The organism is Flavobacterium sp., assembly GCF_040379285.1.
Classification (GTDB): Bacteria; Bacteroidota; Bacteroidia; order Flavobacteriales; family Flavobacteriaceae; genus Flavobacterium.
The window spans coordinates 1-17,367 of record NZ_JBEILJ010000051.1; the positions used below are offsets into that span (position 1 = coordinate 1).

Here is a 17,367-nt window from a genome sequence, read left to right on the forward strand (position 1 = left end):
AAAAAAGGAGTAACCGAACATTTTCCGTTTGATGAAGACACGTTGGTCTTTAAAGTGATGGGGAAAATGTTTTGTTTGGCTTCCTTGCAAGAATGGGAAAAAGGAAATCCAGCGGTCAATGTAAAATGCGATCCCGACTATGCGGAGGAGTTGCGGGCCGAATTTGAAAGTGTGCAACCGGGCTACCATTCGAATAAAAAGCATTGGAATACCGTGTATGTTAATCGCGAAATTCCCGACAAGAAAATCATTCATTTTATCCACCACTCCTATGAATTGGTCGTTTCCAAATTGCCCAAAAAGGAACGGGAGGCGCTGCATGCGATGGAGTAGTTCACGCTTATAAAAGAAAAAATACCTTCGTTGTTTTACAATTCAATTTAGGCATTACTTTTGTAGCCCATCGATTCGTTTAAAAAAGTAACTAAGACCATGTTAGATAATCTCAAAAAACTTCTTAACGAAGATCAAGATCCCAAAGCGATTGAAAAAATCACGGCTAAACTAGAAAACCTATTAATGTCACATGAGGAAGTAGGCTACATTGCGGTGCAAAAGAAACCCGCCATCACCGTTTTTCCCGACAGTATTGTGGTGACCAGCAAACGTATCATTTTATGCAAACCCAAAAATTTGGGCTTGTCCATGGAATTTGTCGATTACGATTGGAATGATATTGCGGGGACCTTCGTCAAAGAAGGGATTCTCGGTTCGGACTTTACCTTTACCACACAATCCGATTTGACGCATACCGTTGATTATTTGCCTAAAAATCAAGCGCGAAAACTCTACACGTTTGCCAAAGAACAATTGGATGCCTTAAAAAATCCGGGGGTTATGCCAACGGCAGCTCCTGTGGTCGAAACGCCTAAGGCCGAAACAACACCCGAAACCGTCGAAGAAACCGAGGCGGAAGAAGTACACGACTTTGCCGAAATCATTCCCGTAGCCCAATCCGGGTATCGGGATGAAAAGCAATTTCCCGAAGCTGCGGCAGAGCAAAGTCTTGCCGAACTCTCCCAAGATGCCTTGTTTGAAAAACTTCAAAACTACAAGAAACTCCTCGACAACGGTCTTATCCTACAAGGCGAATACGATCGTTTGAAAGCTGAAATTTTAAAGTATTTATAAAATCCAAATTCATTGGGCGAAATGCACATCCTTTTCATCGATGTGTATTTTTTGTTTTTACCACTTTCGTCTACAGCTAATTTCGTTTAAACGACTTTTTTTTCGAATGCAAGTCCGTTTCGTTTTTAAAACAGATATTTGATTAAAATTTCCACTAAAATGAAAGCCTTGACACATTTGTTGTTGTTGGAAGATGACGCTATTGAAATCATGAAATTTGAACGCGTTATTCAAAAGTTAGCCACTTCTTTTACCCTCTCCATTGCCCATGATGGAGCTATAGCTTTAGAAATCCTGCAACAAGCCAAGGAGCATTTGCCCGAATTGATTCTTTTAGATTTGAAAATGCCCAATTTTAATGGGATAGAATTTTTACGAAGTGTCAAAAAAGAACCCGCTTGGTGTCATATTCCCTGTGTGGTTTTAACCACTTCCGATAACCGAATCGATTTGATGGATTGTTACCGGGAAGGCATTGCTGGGTATTTTTTGAAACCCTTGCGCTACGACGATTATGTGGCACTAATTCAATCCATTCTAGCGTATTGGAACAATAGTCATTTAGTTTAAAAGTCAGTATGTACGGTATTTTTATCAACGCAATTAAAGAGTGTGCCCTCCAAAATGAAGGGCATCAGGTTTGGCGACAAGTCTGTGAATCGGCAGGGTTGGAGGATGATTTTTTTATCAACTCCGAGTTTTATCCCGACCCCATTCTTGATAATATTTTAAAAGCGTTAGTGCACTACTCTGGAAAGACCACGGCCGATTTGTATTATCAAATCGGATATTGGTGGGCGTTGCATTCGGTACCAAAATTGTATTATGGAAAATTTGAAAAAGGTGTTCTCGCTTACCGACAATTTCTTTTAGATTTCCCACTTTTTATCAATCGGTTGTCCTTGATTTATGATAAGCTAACCCTAACTCAATTTCGATCGATTAACTTTTCCGAGGAGGCCATTGATTTTTTTCATACGCCCTACCGACTGAATGATCCTCGTTTTTCAGAGGGCCTTTTACACGGTTTTGCAGCGCTATTTACGGTTCCTAACCAAAGCTTTTCTTTGCATCTATTAGATAGAACTGGAGATTCATTTCATTATCGTATTCAATTTTTATGAGTGCCTCAATGTTTCATTTTGATCGGGATACTTTTTCTACACTATTTCCCTTTTATATGGTGGTAGACAAAAATCGTATGCTGCGTCATTTCGGCCCCAGTCTTCATAAAATGGTGCCTGAATTGCAAGAGAATACGTTGTTTGAAACCTATTTTCAATTCAAAAACCCTAATTTTCCCCAAGGAAAAGCGTTTGTTTTTGAAAAGCTAACCGACTCTTTACTAGTTATTAATGTGATTACCCAATCGCGTACCTTTTTGCGCGGTCAATTTCTAGAGCATCACGATGAGTATCTTTTTGTGGGTTCTCCTTGGGTTTCCAATATTGAAGAATTGCAAGAGAAGAAGTTAGATATCGGCGATTTTGCTTACCACGATTCGAGTGTTGATATGCTCAATATGTTGCGAAGTTTAGAAATCAGTAACAGCGATTTGAAGTACATGGTACACGCCATTTCGGGTCAGAAAAAAGAGTTGCAACGCGACAAGGAGGAAATTAAAAAGTTGTCTTTAGTTGTAAGTACCAATGAAAACGGAGTGTTACTTTCTGATTTTCACGGCGAAATATTCTGGGTAAATCCTTCGTATTTAAAAATGACGGGGTATGGAGAGGAAGAGGTGCTAGGTAAAACACTATATGATTTGGGCTTAATTGAGCACACCAATAAAAATACCTTACTCCAAATGTTGATAGCCTTTCGGGATGCCCAATGGTTTGATTTTGAAGTACAACACAAACATCGGGACGGAGGCGCTTTTTGGGCGCGTATCAAAGGGCAACCCGTATTTGATCAACTTGGAAATTTCATCGAATATTATACAATCATTGAGGATATTACGCCCAAGAGGGAAATGGAAGATCGACTACGAGAATCTGAACAACGTATGCGAACGTTGATTCTTAATCTTCATGATAGTATTTTGTTGGAAGATGAAAATCGACGTATTTTATTGGTCAACCAAAAGTTTTGCTCCATGTTCGGAATCCCAGTTGACCCTGAACATTTGATTGGTGCCGATTGTTCTAATTCAGCCCAAGAGTCCAAATTTCACTTCCAAAATCCAGAAGGGTTTGTACAACGGATAGAAGAAATTTTGGTGCAAAAAGAAACCGTTATCAATGAGGTCTTGGAGCTAAAGGATGGCCGTTTTTTTACTCGTACTTATATTCCGATTGTGATAGACAAAGTACATAAAGGTCATTTATGGGCCTATCAAGACATCACTTTGGAACGCAATTTTCAGGAAAATTTAAATTATGAAAAAGAAAAGTACCGACGCATCATTGAAAACATGAATATTGGGTTGTTGGAGGTGGATAATGAAGATAATATTCTACTAACCAACCAGCGTTTTTGCGCGATGAGTGGGTATACTCCAGAAGATTTAATTGGAAAAAAAGGAGTCGATGTTTTTCTCAACGAAGAAGCCCGACGCTTAATCAGTGAAAAATCGGAACTGCGTAAAAGTAAGATTTCCGATTCGTATGAGTTGGAAGTGACCGATAGTAAGGGCGAGGAACGTGTTTGGTTGGTCAGTGGTGGTCCGAATTACGATATTAAAGGATCGGTAATAGGGTCGATTGGACTTCATTTTGATGTTACTGAGACCCGAAATTTGGAACGACTTCGAGAGGAATTGTTGGCCAAGTTAGAACAACAAAACCGGCAGTTAAACGAGTATGCTCAAATCGTATCCCACGATTTAAAGTCGCCATTGCGAAGTATTCACTCGCTCATCACGTTCATAAAAGAAGATAACAATCAAGCGTTTAATAGTGTTACGGCACAGTATTTTGAAATGATTCAGGAGAAAGTAGAAAAGATGGAACGTCTTATTCAAGGGATCTTATCCTACTCGCGCATCGATCATACCCAATACAAAACCGAACAAATCAATTTAAATCAATTAATTCAATCTGTCACTTCTATTATTGAAGTGCCTCTACACATTACGATTCGTGTCAATCGTGAACTCCCCACTGTTCAAGGAGATGCTTATCGCTTACAACAACTATTTCTTAACTTAATGACCAACGCCATTTTATATAATGATAAAGCCGAAGGGTGGGTCGAAATTGACTACCAAGAGGAACCGCATCAGTTTACCTTTAGCATTCGCGACAACGGAAAAGGTATTTATGAAAAAGATGTAAAACGAATTTTCAAAATGTTTGAATTTCTTAATCCTAATGACCGTTCTACGGGAATTGGTCTCACCATTGTTAAGAAGATTCTCGACGATATGCATGAAAAGATATATCTTGAAAGTGAGCCCGGCGTAGGCAGTGTTTTTTACTTTACCCTTCATAAATATGGCACACGAGCAACCTAATTTAGACTATGTACATCGTTTGACCGACGGCGATACCTTTTTAAAGAAACGGTTAATTGCCGTGATGGTTTCTGAATTTCAGGCCGATTATACCGAGTATAAAAAAGCAAGTGCTGAATTTGATTTTAAGAAAATAATTACATTTGTACATCGACTAAAGCATAAGATTGGATTTTTGGGGATGGAATATTCGTTTCAAATTGCACATAAGTATGAAGAAGAGTTGCATAAAAATGAGGGTCGCCTCGCGCCTGAATTTGAATATATTATGACTCAAATAGAGGACTTTATTAATACCCTTGAAGAAAGATGAAATGTATCATAGTAGACGATGAGTTGTTAGCACGTGAAGTATTAAGTCATTTGGTCTTAAAAACGCCTGATCTCTTGATCGACGGGGTGTTTACCAACGCCATTGAAGTAATGAAGTATTTAAATACGAATCCGCGCTTAGATGTGATTTTTTTGGACATTCACTTGCCAAACTTCTCTGGATTTGATTTTTTACAAACTATCAAGAATCCTCCCTTGGTTATTTTGGTCACCAATGACAAAAACCTAGCACTGGAAGCGTTCAATTTTGATTGTATCGTAGACTATTTGGTCAAGCCTATTACGCAAAGCCGCTTTGAAAAAGCGATGGAACGGGTTCGACAAAAAAAAGCTGTACCCGCCAACCAAAAATCGGTAACCCCAAAAATCACTCAAGAAATCTATGTAAATATTGATAAGCGCCTCATAAAAATAGACCTCAATAGCATTGATTATATCAAAGCCAATGGTGATTATATTATTATCAAAACAGAGACTCAAAATTATGTAGTGCATACTACGTTGTCTAAGTTACAAGCCAAACTTCCCCCTGAGTTTTTTGTAAAAACCCATCGTTCGTTCATCATTAATTGTGCAAAAATCATCGATATTAAAGATTCGACGGTATTAATTGGAAAAGAAATTATACCTGTTAGTAAGAATAATCGTATAAACCTCATCGAACGAATCAACCTTATCTAATGGTAAAATGTCATTTCGTCGAAAGGTAAGCCGTTTTTGTCGTTAGATACTCCTCCAAAGTCGAAAAAATAAATTTGACAGAAGCTTCCTTATTAGTTTTGGGGAGATGAATTTCCAAACCCAGATTTACCGTGGATAAAGTCATATTTAATAATAATTTAGGTGTGCTTTCGGAATCTTTTTTTTGCCTCAGCGACCATGGCGTTGTTCGTACTTTTTCGTATACCCAATTGCGAAAAATACAATTGCAAAAATTTCGAGATAATACCGCCAACGTTCTCATCCTTTTAATAGCAGCAGTGATCTTATTGTGTTCTTTTATGGTTCACGCACAAATTATGATTATTATTGGAATTGTGCTGTTCTTTGCTGTTTTTTTTACGATCAATATGCTCTTGAACAAAAAATATGTGTATAAAATACAGTTGATTACCCACCAGTATCAACCCATACACATCAAAGTGCATCATGAAGGTCGTGAGGATGCTAAATTAATCGTCAAAAAAATAAAGGAACGATTGCAACCCGAGGAATCGTATTTGAAAGCCGTATAATGAGTGCAAAACACTACATTATTGTGTACGATACGACAAAAGGTTTTTCCTCCTTTGTAAAAAAAAATTTTGGAAAAACCTATCCCATAGCTGCCTGTACGTCGAAAAAAAAGTTCAGTGCAGCACAATTTAAAAGCTATACCATTTGCTTTTTTATTGTCAATGATATCAGCGACCTCCTTAATCTTGTGCGCTTAAACACCCTGGAAATCCCAGTGGTCGTGGGCACAGCAAGTAATATTTTGGACAGTAAAATTGATTTTGTTAAAAATGAACGCATGTTCGCCTTGGATTTTAGTCAAAGTAAAGAAGCGCTATTCCTTCAGTTACAATACTACCTCCAAGTCCTACCATAAAGGGTTGAATTTCTTCTAGGAGTTTTAGAGTGTGCTCCTTTAAGATTTAGATGCTAACCGGGTTCTGCAGTAGGCGGCAGATGTTTTTTAGGGTTATAAAATAAATCCCGGTTAGTACTACCCAAATTTAGTAAGCTAAAAGTCCCAAAAGGGACATTTTTATTTCAAAACTTTTTTCTGTTGGGCTACAAATCCATCGGCTTGCAGTTGCAAAAGCTCTCTAGCGCCTTTCCGCTTGTAGTCGTACAACGCTTTGTCTTCTCGAAGGTCGTCATACACCCGATCATAAATCGCAGCACCAGTTTGTTGTTGCAGTTTACTCTGATAGCGGTTTTGCTCCAACACCGTTTTCAACGCCATCTCTTGATCTTCTAGTTTAAAATCATATTCCCCTTTGGGCGACAGCATTTTGGTAATCACGGGCGCCGTTTCAATCGCCAAAAACAACAGCATGATAAAAAACGACGGCAATAAAGGCAGTTTTCCTAACGCATTGATCCGCGCCATGAGTCCGTCAAATCCGTCAATGACCGGCTGCGTTTCACTCACTTTTTTATCTACCACAGCTTGTAAGGTTTTGGCCCGTACCTCGCGCTCGGTAAGGGTGACGGCCGATACTTTTTTTAACGAATCCAGCTGTAAAGCAGCGCGGTCGTAAGCAGCGCGTTTTTCTTTGTAAATCGGACCCTTACCCATTTTCTTTGTACCCGTCGTGCCTTCCGCTTCGGTGATGAAGGCTTGGTACAAGGCAGCGACTTCCTTCTCTTTAGTAGCAATCAAACGTTTTACGCTGTCCATGGCGGCTTGGTTTTGGTCTAAATCCGATTTATATAAATTAGCCACTTGCGTTTTGTTGGCGAGAGCCATATCGTTTTTCTCTTTAAGAATAACGGTATTGATTTCTTTTTCAAAAATTTTGATCTCCAAGGGTTTCGAAATCACTATGGCGATAATTAAAGCCAGCGCAATACGCGGCGAGGCCTGTATGAATTCATCCAAAAACGAGTCGCGCTTTTTTAACGTCGACACGATAAAGCGGTCCAAATTAAAAATCAGCAACCCCCATACGAGTCCGAAGGCCGTTGCGATATAGTAATTATCAAATACGGTGAAGAGCGCATAACTCCCCGCCAAAAAAGCCATAAAAGCCGTAAAAAATACAGTCGCACCAATGCCGGCATACTTGTTTTGCTCGCCGTTGCTACAGCCCGCAATCAGGTCTTTGTCCACACCCGAACAAAGTAAGAAGAAACGTTTTAACATGATGATTGATTTTTGATTGATGATGATGATACAAAAGTAACGCCAAAAATGACCTTATTGTATTTTTAGCGTAACATAATTCTGTTAAATCGTTGACATACAGTCGTTTTTTTCTCTTTTTTGGGCAGCCGTTTGTTTTTTGTCCCGATGAAGGCAGGGTCCCGTTATCCGTTGCAATCTGCTCCACTGCGTTTTGCAGGATTTCCACTGCTACCGGGGCTGGGTTGAACGATTGTCGTACCGCAAGGAAGTTTTCGACTTGTATATCGATAGTTTATGGGCTGCACTGTTGCGTGAGGGGTGGAAGTAGGGTGCCGCGCACCACGGACGACCCGACCCCGTGGCACGTACTTGATAGTACTTCGGGGTTGAATCACGGGGGCACGCCCACAAAAAAAGCTGCCTCTTTCGAAACAGCTTAGCTTTTATTGGCTCAATTCCACAAAATATTTGTAAAACAATGGTATCGTTTCAATGCCTTTGAGGTAGTTGAAAATCCCATAATGTTCGTTGGGCGAGTGGATGGCATCGCTATCGAGTCCGAAGCCCATTAAGATGGTTTTGGACTTTAATTCTTTTTCAAACAGCGCCACAATGGGAATACTTCCCCCGGAACGCACAGGAATGGCAGGCACGCCAAACGTTTCGGTATAGGCTTTATTGGCGGCTTGGTACCCAATGCTGTCAATCGGGGTCACATACCCTTGTCCGCCGTGGTGGGGCGTCACTTTGACTTTAACCCCAGCGGGAGCGATGCTTTCGAAGTGTTGGGCAAAGAGCTCGGTAATTTCTTCCCAGTCTTGGTGGGGCACCAAACGCATGGAGATTTTGGCAAAGGCTTTACTTGCAATCACGGTTTTGGCGCCTTCGCCGGTATAGCCTCCCCAAATGCCGTTGACATCCAGCGTGGGACGAATCGAATTGCGTTCGTTGGTAGAGTAGCCCGCTTCGCCATAAACCTCGGCAATGTCGAGTGCTTTTTTGTAGGCGTCTTCACTATACGGACGTTTCGCCATTTCGGTACGCTCGGCTGCAGATAATTCTTCGACTTTATCGTAAAAACCAGGAATGGTAATGTGGTTGTTTTCATCGTGCAGCGAGGCAATCATTTTGGCTAAAATATTGATGGGGTTTGCTACAGCGCCACCATACAAGCCCGAATGCAAGTCGCGATTGGGTCCGGTCACTTCGACTTCCACATAGCTCAAACCGCGCAATCCCGTAGTGATTGAGGGTTGTTGGTTGGAAATCATTCCGGTATCAGAAATCAAAATCACGTCGTTGGCCAATTTTTCTTGGTTGCGTTCCACAAACCAGCTCAGGGATTTAGAGCCCACCTCTTCTTCGCCTTCGATCATAAATTTGACATTACAGGGCAAGGTGTTGGTTTGAATCATGTACTCAAACGCTTTGACGTGCATGTACATTTGTCCTTTGTCATCGCATGCGCCACGCGCAAAAATGGCCCCTTCGGGATGGATTTCGGTGGTTTTTATGATCGGTTCAAAGGGTGGCGAGTCCCACAATTCAATCGGATCGGGCGGTTGCACATCGTAATGCCCATAGACCAACACAGTGGGCAAATTGGGGTCGATGATTTTCTCGCCAAATACGATAGGGTAACCGGGAGTTTCACATAATTCGACCACATCACAGCCGGCGCGGAGCAAACTTTCTTTGACGGCATTGGCCATGTCTATAACATCTTGTGCATAGGCACTATCGGCACTGACGGAGGGTATTTTGAGGATGTCAATTAGTTCGTTGATAAAACGATCTTTATGGGTTTGAACGTATTGTTTAATCGTATCCATGTTTGATTTTTAATTACTATCTTCAAATATACAAATTCAAAAGCCAATCTTTTTCATTTCTAAATCGCAATTTTCTCCTGAAGTACTTTTTTATCGAAATTGATTGTTGCGGTTTGGAAATTCAAAATAATGCCTATATTTGCACTCACCATTTTGCGGGTGTGGCGAAATTGGTAGACGTGCCAGACTTAGGATCTGGTGCCGCAAGGCGTGTAGGTTCGAGTCCTATCACCCGCACAAATCCAGACGAGAGTCTGGATTTTTTTTTTGCGTGTAGGTTCCCCCGAAGCGAAGTTTATCCTAAGAGGAACGATTCAGGGTTGTTTTTTGAGGTGAAAAATTGCATGAATCGCTCAATTTTTTTCGTCTACAGTTAATAACGCTTCGTCTTTCTGTTAAGAACTTCTCTTTATAAAGATTAACAGTATCAAAAGCTTACTTATTTTTGTACCATTCCGGTTAGGGTTTATGAAAAAGAGTACCGTTATGATTGCATTAGTAGTAGCATTTATAGGCATTGCCCTGGTGACAGGCGCCCTATTTTATTTATACAGTTCCAACGAAGTGGCCAAAACCAAACAGGAAACTGGCGAATTGAAAGTGGATCGTGCCAACCGAGCGATAGATGATATCCAAGAAGAAATTGTTGAAACTAAAGAGCAATTGGTCGAAACCGAGAGTAAATTGGAAGAAGCCAAACCCAACCTTGAAGCACTAATTGCCTCCGATAACATTCCGATTGTAGAAATCACGGACACCGATTTGAGTGAATCGCGTGAAGTCAATGAAGCCCGAAAAAAAGGGGAGCGCTTAACGTATATTCATCAACTTAAATTTAATTTGGTGAATACGGGGAAGTTTTCATTGAAGGATGTTATTTTTTCCATCAAAGACATTTACACCGAAAATGGCGCTGGCCGCAAGAAAAAAGCAAAAGATTACACTTATATGGGCCGCACTTTTAGCACTGAAGATGTGGGGGCTTACCAAAATGTAGAAATTCCAACGCTCAATTTAAAGTCCAAAAAACAAGTGTATGTCTGTAATTTACCTTCCAGCTTCGGAGTGGGCGATTATTATTTTGACATTATTTTGGAGTGGAATGGCGGGTTTTACCAAATGCATGTGGATGTTGAAGAACTCAACGGGAAACTCAAATACCGCTATCAATTTTACGACATCGACGGCAAAGCCATTGATTTCAAAAAAGTAGAAGAAAAGATGATACCTTAAAAAATGCCCCAAATAGTGTCTAACTTTTTGGGGCATGTTCAAATGTGGGCTTTTCATTTATTTTGTGGAATCGATCCAACGTTGTACTTTTTGTTCCAACAAGGCAAGAGGCATTACTCCTGATTCCAAAACGATTTGATGGAATTTCTTGATGTCAAAGCGTTGGCCCATTTCCATGGCGGCTTTTTTTCGTAGCTCCATAATTTTGAGCTGTCCAATTTTATAGGAAAGCGCTTGCCCAGGAATGGCCATGTAACGCTCAATTTCGGCGATAATGCTCGCTTCACTTTCGGCTTCGTTGGCCAAAGAATAGGCGATAGCTTGTTCCCGAGTCCATCCTTTGGTGTGCATTCCGGTGTCGACAACCAAGCGAATGGCGCGGTGCATTTCACTGCTCAACATGCCAAAGTATTGGTAGGGATCGCGGTAGAGTCCCAATTCAAATCCTAAACTTTCGGTATACAATGCCCAGCCTTCGCCATAAGCGCCAAACCAGTTGAATTTACGGAAGTCAGGGAGACTTTTGTTTTCTTGTTGCAAGGATATTTGAAAGTGATGGCCGGGGATTGCTTCGTGTAAAAATAAATCTTCATCCCCATAGTAATTGTATTTTGTCACATCGGGAATAGGGACGTAGAATGTGCCCGGGCGCGATCCGTCGGTGGCGCCTTGTACATATTCGGCACTGGCTGTTTTTTCACGAAAAGCCTCTGTCCTTTTTACGCGAAAAGGCGTTTTGGGTTGCAAGGCAAATAGCTTATCGACATTGGGTTTGATGGTGGTATGAATTTTTTCAAAATTGGCAATAACTTCCTCAGGCGACTTGAAGGGCATGAGTTCTTTTTTGTTGCGCACGAAATCAAAAAATTCAATGATACTCCCTTTGAATCCAACTTGTTTTTTTACCTTCTCCATTTCACTTTTAATACGAGCCACCTCTTGTAGTCCCAATTGGTGAATTTCATCGGGGGTTTTGGTCGTTGTTGTCCATTGTTTGGCGAGCGCGGCATACCAGGTTCTCCCACCTTCTAAACTACCGATTCCGCTACTTTTGCGCGATTGTGGCAAATAATCGTTTTTTAAGAAGGCGACCATTCGTTGAAACGAGGGAACCAATTGGTTTTGAATCGTTTCACGGTAGGCTTTGGTCAGTTTCTGTTGTGTTGCCGCATCTATCGTTGAAGGTAATTTGGTGATTGCGGTGAAGTACAAATGGTTTTCCAGTTTTTCGGTGACCATATCTTCAAATTGTGGAATTAATTTTTCGGTCAATGCTTTGGGAAGCACGTATCCTTTTTTCATTCCTTTTTTCATCGCCACTTGAGCCGAATCCATCCACATGGCAAACAATTCCATTCGACGTAAAAAGTTGCGGTAATCTTTTTCATTTTTAAAAGGTTGCGCACTTTCTGCACCTGCATACTGGCCCATGGTTAAATGCGTTCCTGAGAATTGATTGATAGGGAGATAATGTGTGGGATGTTTTAAAAGTTCCTCACCTACAGCAACTTCCCATTTTATGATATCGTAACTAATTTTTTCTTCAGCCGTTAGTGATTCATAGTCCACATCGGCCAACTGGATTTTGGTTTGCATGTAAAATTCTTGTTGAGCTTTTCGATAACTCTCGGTCATTTCAAACTGCAATTGGTCGTTGAATTTCGATTGACCATTTACTGTGGCATCCAAGGGATTAAGACGGTTTTTGCCTTCAAAATAGGTTTGTGTTATTTTTGAAAAATCAACGGTTGTGTTGTTTTTTTGACAGCCAAGAGCACCAAAGAGGCTTAACAAACATAGGAAAGCTAATTTTTTCATGTTTTATGAATTTAATGCTTCAACTACGATTTCGGGATCTTTAAGCATGTCCTTCAACATGTTTTCAATGCCATTTTTAAGCGTAAAAGTAGAAGAGGGGCAACCGTTGCAGGAGCCTTGCAATACTACTTTTACACGCTTCGATTGTTCGTCAAATGAATCAAAAAGAATGTTGCCCCCATCGGCCGCTACAGCAGGTTTTACATATTCTTCCAAGATGTTGATGATTTGTTGTGAGGTGGTATCCAAATGATCAAAATTCTTGATTTGCTGCTTTTCCTGTTGTGGCGCTTGCTCCAAAAGGTTTTCCTCCACAACGACGCCACCGTTTTCAATATATTCTTTGATAAACGTACGCAATTCTATGGTTACCTCACCCCAGGAGGCGATATCGTATTTGGTGATGGAGATGTAATTTTCGTCGAAAAACAATTCTTTGACAAATGGAAATTGAAACAAAGCTTGGGCTAGGGGAGATACTTTGGTGGCATCTATATTTTTAAATTCGACCGGATGAGGCGTGATTTTTCGGTTAACAACAAATTTCAAGGTTGCGGGATTCGGGGTGGTTTCGCCATAAACAGAAATCGGAATCTTTTTTGGAGCTGTATCCTCCAAAAGTACTTTTCCGCCCTGTGCTAGGAAGTTTTCTATCTGTTCGGCGACTTCCTCTTGAACATCAGTCCATTCTACAATGCTAAACCGTTCAATAGCCACAAAGTTCCCAGAAATATAAACCGTTTTCACAAAAGGGAGGTAGAACAATTTTTGGGCTAGCGGCGAATTTTGGGCTTCGTCAATGTTTTTATATTCATAGTTTTTTCCGCGGGTTAAAAAATCAGAAAATTCAAATTTTAAAATTGTAGGAATTTGGGTTTTTTTTATCGTAATTTTCATGTATTTAAGGCTATTTTATGCAAATTTAACAAAGTTATTTTTGAGAATATTTATATTTGATGATTTAAACAATTAATTAACAAAATTATAGTTATAAAAGAAATGTTTTTTGTTTCAAATTAGATTTCAAATGAGATTAAAATTAACCCTTTTTTTATTGGGAATGCAACTTGGATTCTCACAAGCCATAAATGTTAACTTAAACACGTATACGGTTCCTCAGTTAGTAACCCAAGTTTTATTCTCAGGAGGCTCAGGTGGAGCAGCTTGTGTGGGAACCATTTCTAATGTAACATGGAGTACGGGAACTAATTTTGGTTCCAATACAGCAGGGCAACCCGATAATGGAATTGGTTATTTTACCAATGTGAATACCACATTTCCATTGGCTAACGGAGTGATATTGAGTACGGGTAGGGCTACAGCTGCTGCAGGACCTAATGCCAATACACAAAATAACGGTGCTTTTAATTGGCCTGGGGATGCAGAGCTTTTTAATTATATAGCTGCCTTAGGAATTGATCCTCAGTTAAATAGTTATAATAATGCAACGATTTTAGAGTTTGATTTTGTTCCTTTTGCAAACAGTATGAGTTTTGATTTTTTGTTTGCTTCGGAAGAATATGGAACATTTCAATGTTCTTTTTCCGATGCATTTGCTTTTTTTCTTCAAAACACTACACAAGGAACCCCAGTCACAAATTTAGCCTTAGTGCCAAATACTAACGATCCCATATCGGTGACGACTATACGAAGTGATGCTTACAATACCGATTGTGGGTCTGTTAATCCAAATTTCTTTGGAGTGTATAATTTGGAAGGGCCATTGATTACAGCCACAAATTTCAATGGGCATACCATTCGAATGACGGCTTCTTCTTCAGTAGTTCCTGGTGAAACCTACCATATTAAACTAGTGATTGCCGATCGAAATGACCAAAGTTATGATTCCGCTGTATTTTTAGCAGGAGGTAGTTTTGATATCGGGGAATTAGATATTGCTTCCGATCCAATAACAGGAGGGTTACCCGGATTCACCTTGGCAGAAGGTACTGCTTTGTGTGCGGGTAGTCCACAAAATATTGTTGTAGGAACCTTGATTCCAGGAGCTACTTACAACTGGTTCAATGGAACAGCCTTAGTACAATCAGGGCCCTCCAATGTACTTTCGGTATCGGCGCCAGGTACATATTCGGTTGAAGTAATCGCACCAGGAGGATGTCAGATACCAGTCTCCAACACTTTCTTAGTAGAGGTGTTTCCACCGCTACCAGCCGGAACACCATTAGATTTGTTTAATGTGGGGTTAAATACCATTTTTAATCTTTCCACAAATACACCTTTAATTTTAAATGGTATTCCAAATTCTGGAGACTTTGCGGTTAGCTATTATGCAAGTCTTACAGATTTACAAAATCAACAAAATGAAATAACCAATATTAATGCCTATCCTTCATTGTCAAATGGGCAAACTATTTACGCATTGATATACGATCAATTTGGTACATACCCTTGTTTAACAATTCGTACTTTTACCTTGAATTATGCTGCGGTTTGTCCAACAATAACAAATCCCTCTAGTAATCAAGTGTTGTGTGAGGGTGGAGATCCCATTGTATTTGGTGTAACTACTAGTGCTACAGCAGCAAACTCCATCAAGTTTGTCTATTTCAATGCACCTCAAACAGGGGACGCAATGTATACTGGAGGTACTGTACTAGGGACAGTAACTCCTGCCGCAGGTGTGGCTACTTATGATGCAGGTGTGCTAGGGACAACAGGCTCTTTGCCAAATACTCCTGGCACTTATTATGTGTATGCCGTTTTAAATCCTACCCCATCTGATGCAACCTGTCGTCCCAATCAATTGATACAAGTTGTAGTAAATGATGGAGCGAATGCAGGAATAGATGGCTCTGTTACCATTTGTGAAACCAATACAGCTACAATTAATTTAAATACGCTCATATCGGGACAAGATCCGGGGGGCACATGGGTTAGAGCAACGGGAACTGGAGGTGTGTTCAATGCGGCGGCGGGTTCATTTACTCCAACAGCAGGAAGTACTTCGAGCACCTTTACGTATACCGTTAATGGAATACCTCCCTGTTCCAATGATTCTAGTGTTGCTTCTGTAATCATTAATTCGCAACCTGACGCCGGCCTTGATGGACAAATTCAAATTTGTGAGACAAGTGTGACTACCATCAATTTATTCTCTTTGATTTCTGGAGAAGAAACAGGCGGGACATGGGTTCGAACCACAGGTACAGGCGGTGTTTTTAATGCCACTGCTGGAACATTTACACCCGGAGCTGGAGTTACTACTAGTACATTCACTTACACTATAGTAGGGGCAGCCCCTTGTGTAGATGATAGTAGTGTGGCAACAGTAAATGTTGTTTCACAGCCCAATGCTGGGACTAGCGGATCGGTTTCCATTTGTAGCAATGATCCCTCAACTATAGATTTAAGCACGGTTATTTCAGGACAGCAAACTGGAGGAGTTTGGACGAGAACGACCGGTACTGGGGGTGTTTTCAATGCCGCTGCGGGGACTTTCACCCTTACCGTGGGAGCTACTTCAAGTTCGTTTACTTACACTATCTCTGGAGTTCTTCCTTGTGTGCCTTCTTCTAGTATCGCTTCAGTGAACATAGTGCCACAATCCAATGCAGGGGTTGATGGCGCCACTACCGTTTGTGAAACCAGTACAGTAGCTATAGATTTATTCTCCTTAATTACAGGAGAACAAACGGGAGGAACTTGGACAAGAACTTTAGGGTCTGGTGGTGTTTTCAATGCAGCGGCAGGTACATTTACCCCTGCTCTCGGTGCAACCTCTAGTATATTTACTTATACTTTAACAGGAACTACACCTTGTGCAAATGACTCCAGTGAAGTAGTTGTCACTATTCAGCCCCAACCACAAGCGGGTATCGATGGAGGATTAACTATTTGTAACACTAGTGCGACGGTTATCGATTTGTTTACGCTAATCACTGGGGAGCAAACGGGAGGTACTTGGACAAGAACGACCGGTACAGGAGGAACGTTCAATGCCGCCCTAGGTACATTTACCCCTTCTTTAACAACCACTTCAAGTACCTTTACCTATACCGTAAGTGGTGTAGCTCCATGTATTGCGGATAGTAGTGTTGCTACGCTTACGGTCAATGTTCAGCCCACTGCGGGGAATGACGGTTCAATTGCTGTTTGTGAAACTAGTACCGCAGCTGTCAATCTATCTTCCCTGATCACTGGGGAACAAACCGGAGGGATTTGGACTCGTACTACTGGAACTGGGGGTACTTTTGATGCTTTGGCAGAGACATATACTCCTGCGCCAGGTGCTACCACAAGTACATTTACCTACACGGTTAATGGTGTTGCTCCCTGTGGCCCCGATTCCAGCATAGCAACCGTTTCTATTTCAGTTGCTCCCAATGCCGGAAATGACGGTTCCTTTACAGTTTGTCAGTCTTCAACCCCCATTAACTTAGCCGATATTATCACGGGTGAGCAAGTTGGTGGTTCATGGATTCGAACTGGAGGTACAGGAGGAACATTTAATGCTGCTGCAGGAACTTTTATTCCCGGTTTTAATGCAACTCTAAGTACGTTTACTTACACGGTTTCTGGCGTTGCTCCATGTGTCTTCGATAGTAGTATTGCTACCGTAAATCCCATCACCGCTCCCACAGCCAACACCCCCACCCCTTACGAAGTGTGTGATGACAACAACGATGGTGTGGCTTGTACTTTTGTGTTGAGCACTAAGACTCCAGAGATTACTACCAATCCCAACGTGCAGGTGAGTTACCACTTAA

General features: G+C 41.0%; 15 protein-coding genes and 1 tRNA gene. 12 read left to right on the plus strand and 4 right to left on the minus strand.

Features of this window, described 5'->3' with window-relative positions; genetic code table 11:
- The 9 genes from ABWO12_RS09980 to ABWO12_RS10020 form a co-directional block, all read left to right on the plus strand.
- Positions 1 to 333 (plus strand): MmcQ/YjbR family DNA-binding protein (locus tag ABWO12_RS09980; RefSeq protein WP_353088736.1); only part of this gene is annotated, 333 nt, incomplete at its 5' end.
- 99 nt (positions 334 to 432) lie between these two features.
- Entirely contained in the window at positions 433 to 1,131 is a 699-nt protein-coding gene (locus ABWO12_RS09985) for a PH domain-containing protein (protein ID WP_353088738.1), read from the plus strand.
- A gap of 159 nt (positions 1,132 to 1,290) precedes the next feature.
- On the plus strand, positions 1,291 to 1,701 hold the full coding sequence (locus ABWO12_RS09990) for a response regulator (RefSeq protein ID WP_353088739.1): 411 nt from the start codon (positions 1,291 to 1,293) through the stop codon (positions 1,699 to 1,701).
- Positions 1,702 to 1,709: 8 nt separating this feature from the next.
- A complete protein-coding gene (locus tag ABWO12_RS09995; RefSeq protein WP_353088740.1) occupies positions 1,710 to 2,255 on the plus strand; it encodes a heme NO-binding domain-containing protein in 546 nt (181 codons plus the stop codon).
- Positions 2,252 to 4,588: a PAS domain S-box protein gene (locus tag ABWO12_RS10000; protein WP_353088741.1), complete on the plus strand. Its 2,337-nt coding sequence runs from the start codon at positions 2,252 to 2,254 to the stop codon at positions 4,586 to 4,588. Before ABWO12_RS09995 ends, ABWO12_RS10000 begins: the two co-directional genes overlap by 4 nt.
- A complete protein-coding gene (locus ABWO12_RS10005; RefSeq protein ID WP_353088742.1) occupies positions 4,569 to 4,901 on the plus strand; it encodes an Hpt domain-containing protein in 333 nt (110 codons plus the stop codon). The genes ABWO12_RS10000 and ABWO12_RS10005 overlap by 20 nt, the downstream gene beginning before the upstream one ends.
- Positions 4,898 to 5,602 carry a LytR/AlgR family response regulator transcription factor gene (locus ABWO12_RS10010; protein ID WP_353088743.1) on the plus strand — a complete coding sequence of 235 codons (705 nt, stop codon included), beginning with the start codon at positions 4,898 to 4,900 and terminating at the stop codon, positions 5,600 to 5,602. Before ABWO12_RS10005 ends, ABWO12_RS10010 begins: the two co-directional genes overlap by 4 nt.
- A gap of 131 nt (positions 5,603 to 5,733) precedes the next feature.
- Positions 5,734 to 6,156: a hypothetical protein gene (locus ABWO12_RS10015; protein WP_353088745.1), complete on the plus strand. Its 423-nt coding sequence runs from the start codon at positions 5,734 to 5,736 to the stop codon at positions 6,154 to 6,156.
- Entirely contained in the window at positions 6,156 to 6,512 is a 357-nt protein-coding gene (locus ABWO12_RS10020; protein ID WP_353088746.1) for a hypothetical protein, read from the plus strand. The genes ABWO12_RS10015 and ABWO12_RS10020 overlap by 1 nt, the downstream gene beginning before the upstream one ends.
- Positions 6,513 to 6,671: 159 nt before the next feature.
- Here ABWO12_RS10020 and ABWO12_RS10025 read toward each other — a convergent pair whose 3' ends face one another.
- A complete protein-coding gene (locus ABWO12_RS10025; protein ID WP_353088747.1) occupies positions 6,672 to 7,775 on the minus strand; it encodes a DUF4407 domain-containing protein in 1,104 nt (367 codons plus the stop codon).
- Between the two features lie 425 nt (positions 7,776 to 8,200).
- On the minus strand, positions 8,201 to 9,589 hold the full coding sequence (locus tag ABWO12_RS10030) for a dipeptidase (protein WP_353088748.1): 1,389 nt from the start codon (positions 9,587 to 9,589) through the stop codon (positions 8,201 to 8,203).
- Between the two features lie 155 nt (positions 9,590 to 9,744).
- Between ABWO12_RS10030 and ABWO12_RS10035 the strand changes: the two genes are divergently transcribed.
- Together ABWO12_RS10035 and ABWO12_RS10040 are read left to right on the plus strand one after the other, a co-directional pair.
- Positions 9,745 to 9,826, plus strand: a tRNA-Leu gene (locus tag ABWO12_RS10035).
- Between the two features lie 249 nt (positions 9,827 to 10,075).
- On the plus strand, positions 10,076 to 10,822 hold the full coding sequence (locus ABWO12_RS10040) for a hypothetical protein (protein ID WP_353088750.1): 747 nt from the start codon (positions 10,076 to 10,078) through the stop codon (positions 10,820 to 10,822).
- A 57-nt stretch (positions 10,823 to 10,879) separates the two neighbouring features.
- Here ABWO12_RS10040 and ABWO12_RS10045 read toward each other — a convergent pair whose 3' ends face one another.
- Positions 10,880 to 12,640 (minus strand): DUF885 domain-containing protein, encoded by a 1,761-nt coding sequence (locus tag ABWO12_RS10045; RefSeq protein WP_353088751.1) that lies wholly within the window; start codon positions 12,638 to 12,640, stop codon positions 10,880 to 10,882.
- 3 nt (positions 12,641 to 12,643) lie between these two features.
- Positions 12,644 to 13,537 (minus strand): NifU family protein, encoded by an 894-nt coding sequence (locus ABWO12_RS10050; RefSeq protein WP_353088752.1) that lies wholly within the window; start codon positions 13,535 to 13,537, stop codon positions 12,644 to 12,646.
- 130 nt (positions 13,538 to 13,667) lie between these two features.
- On the opposite strand from ABWO12_RS10050, the gene ABWO12_RS10055 reads away from it, so the two are divergent.
- Positions 13,668 to 17,367: choice-of-anchor L domain-containing protein (locus ABWO12_RS10055; protein ID WP_353088753.1), on the plus strand; the 3,700-nt coding region annotated here is incomplete at its 3' end.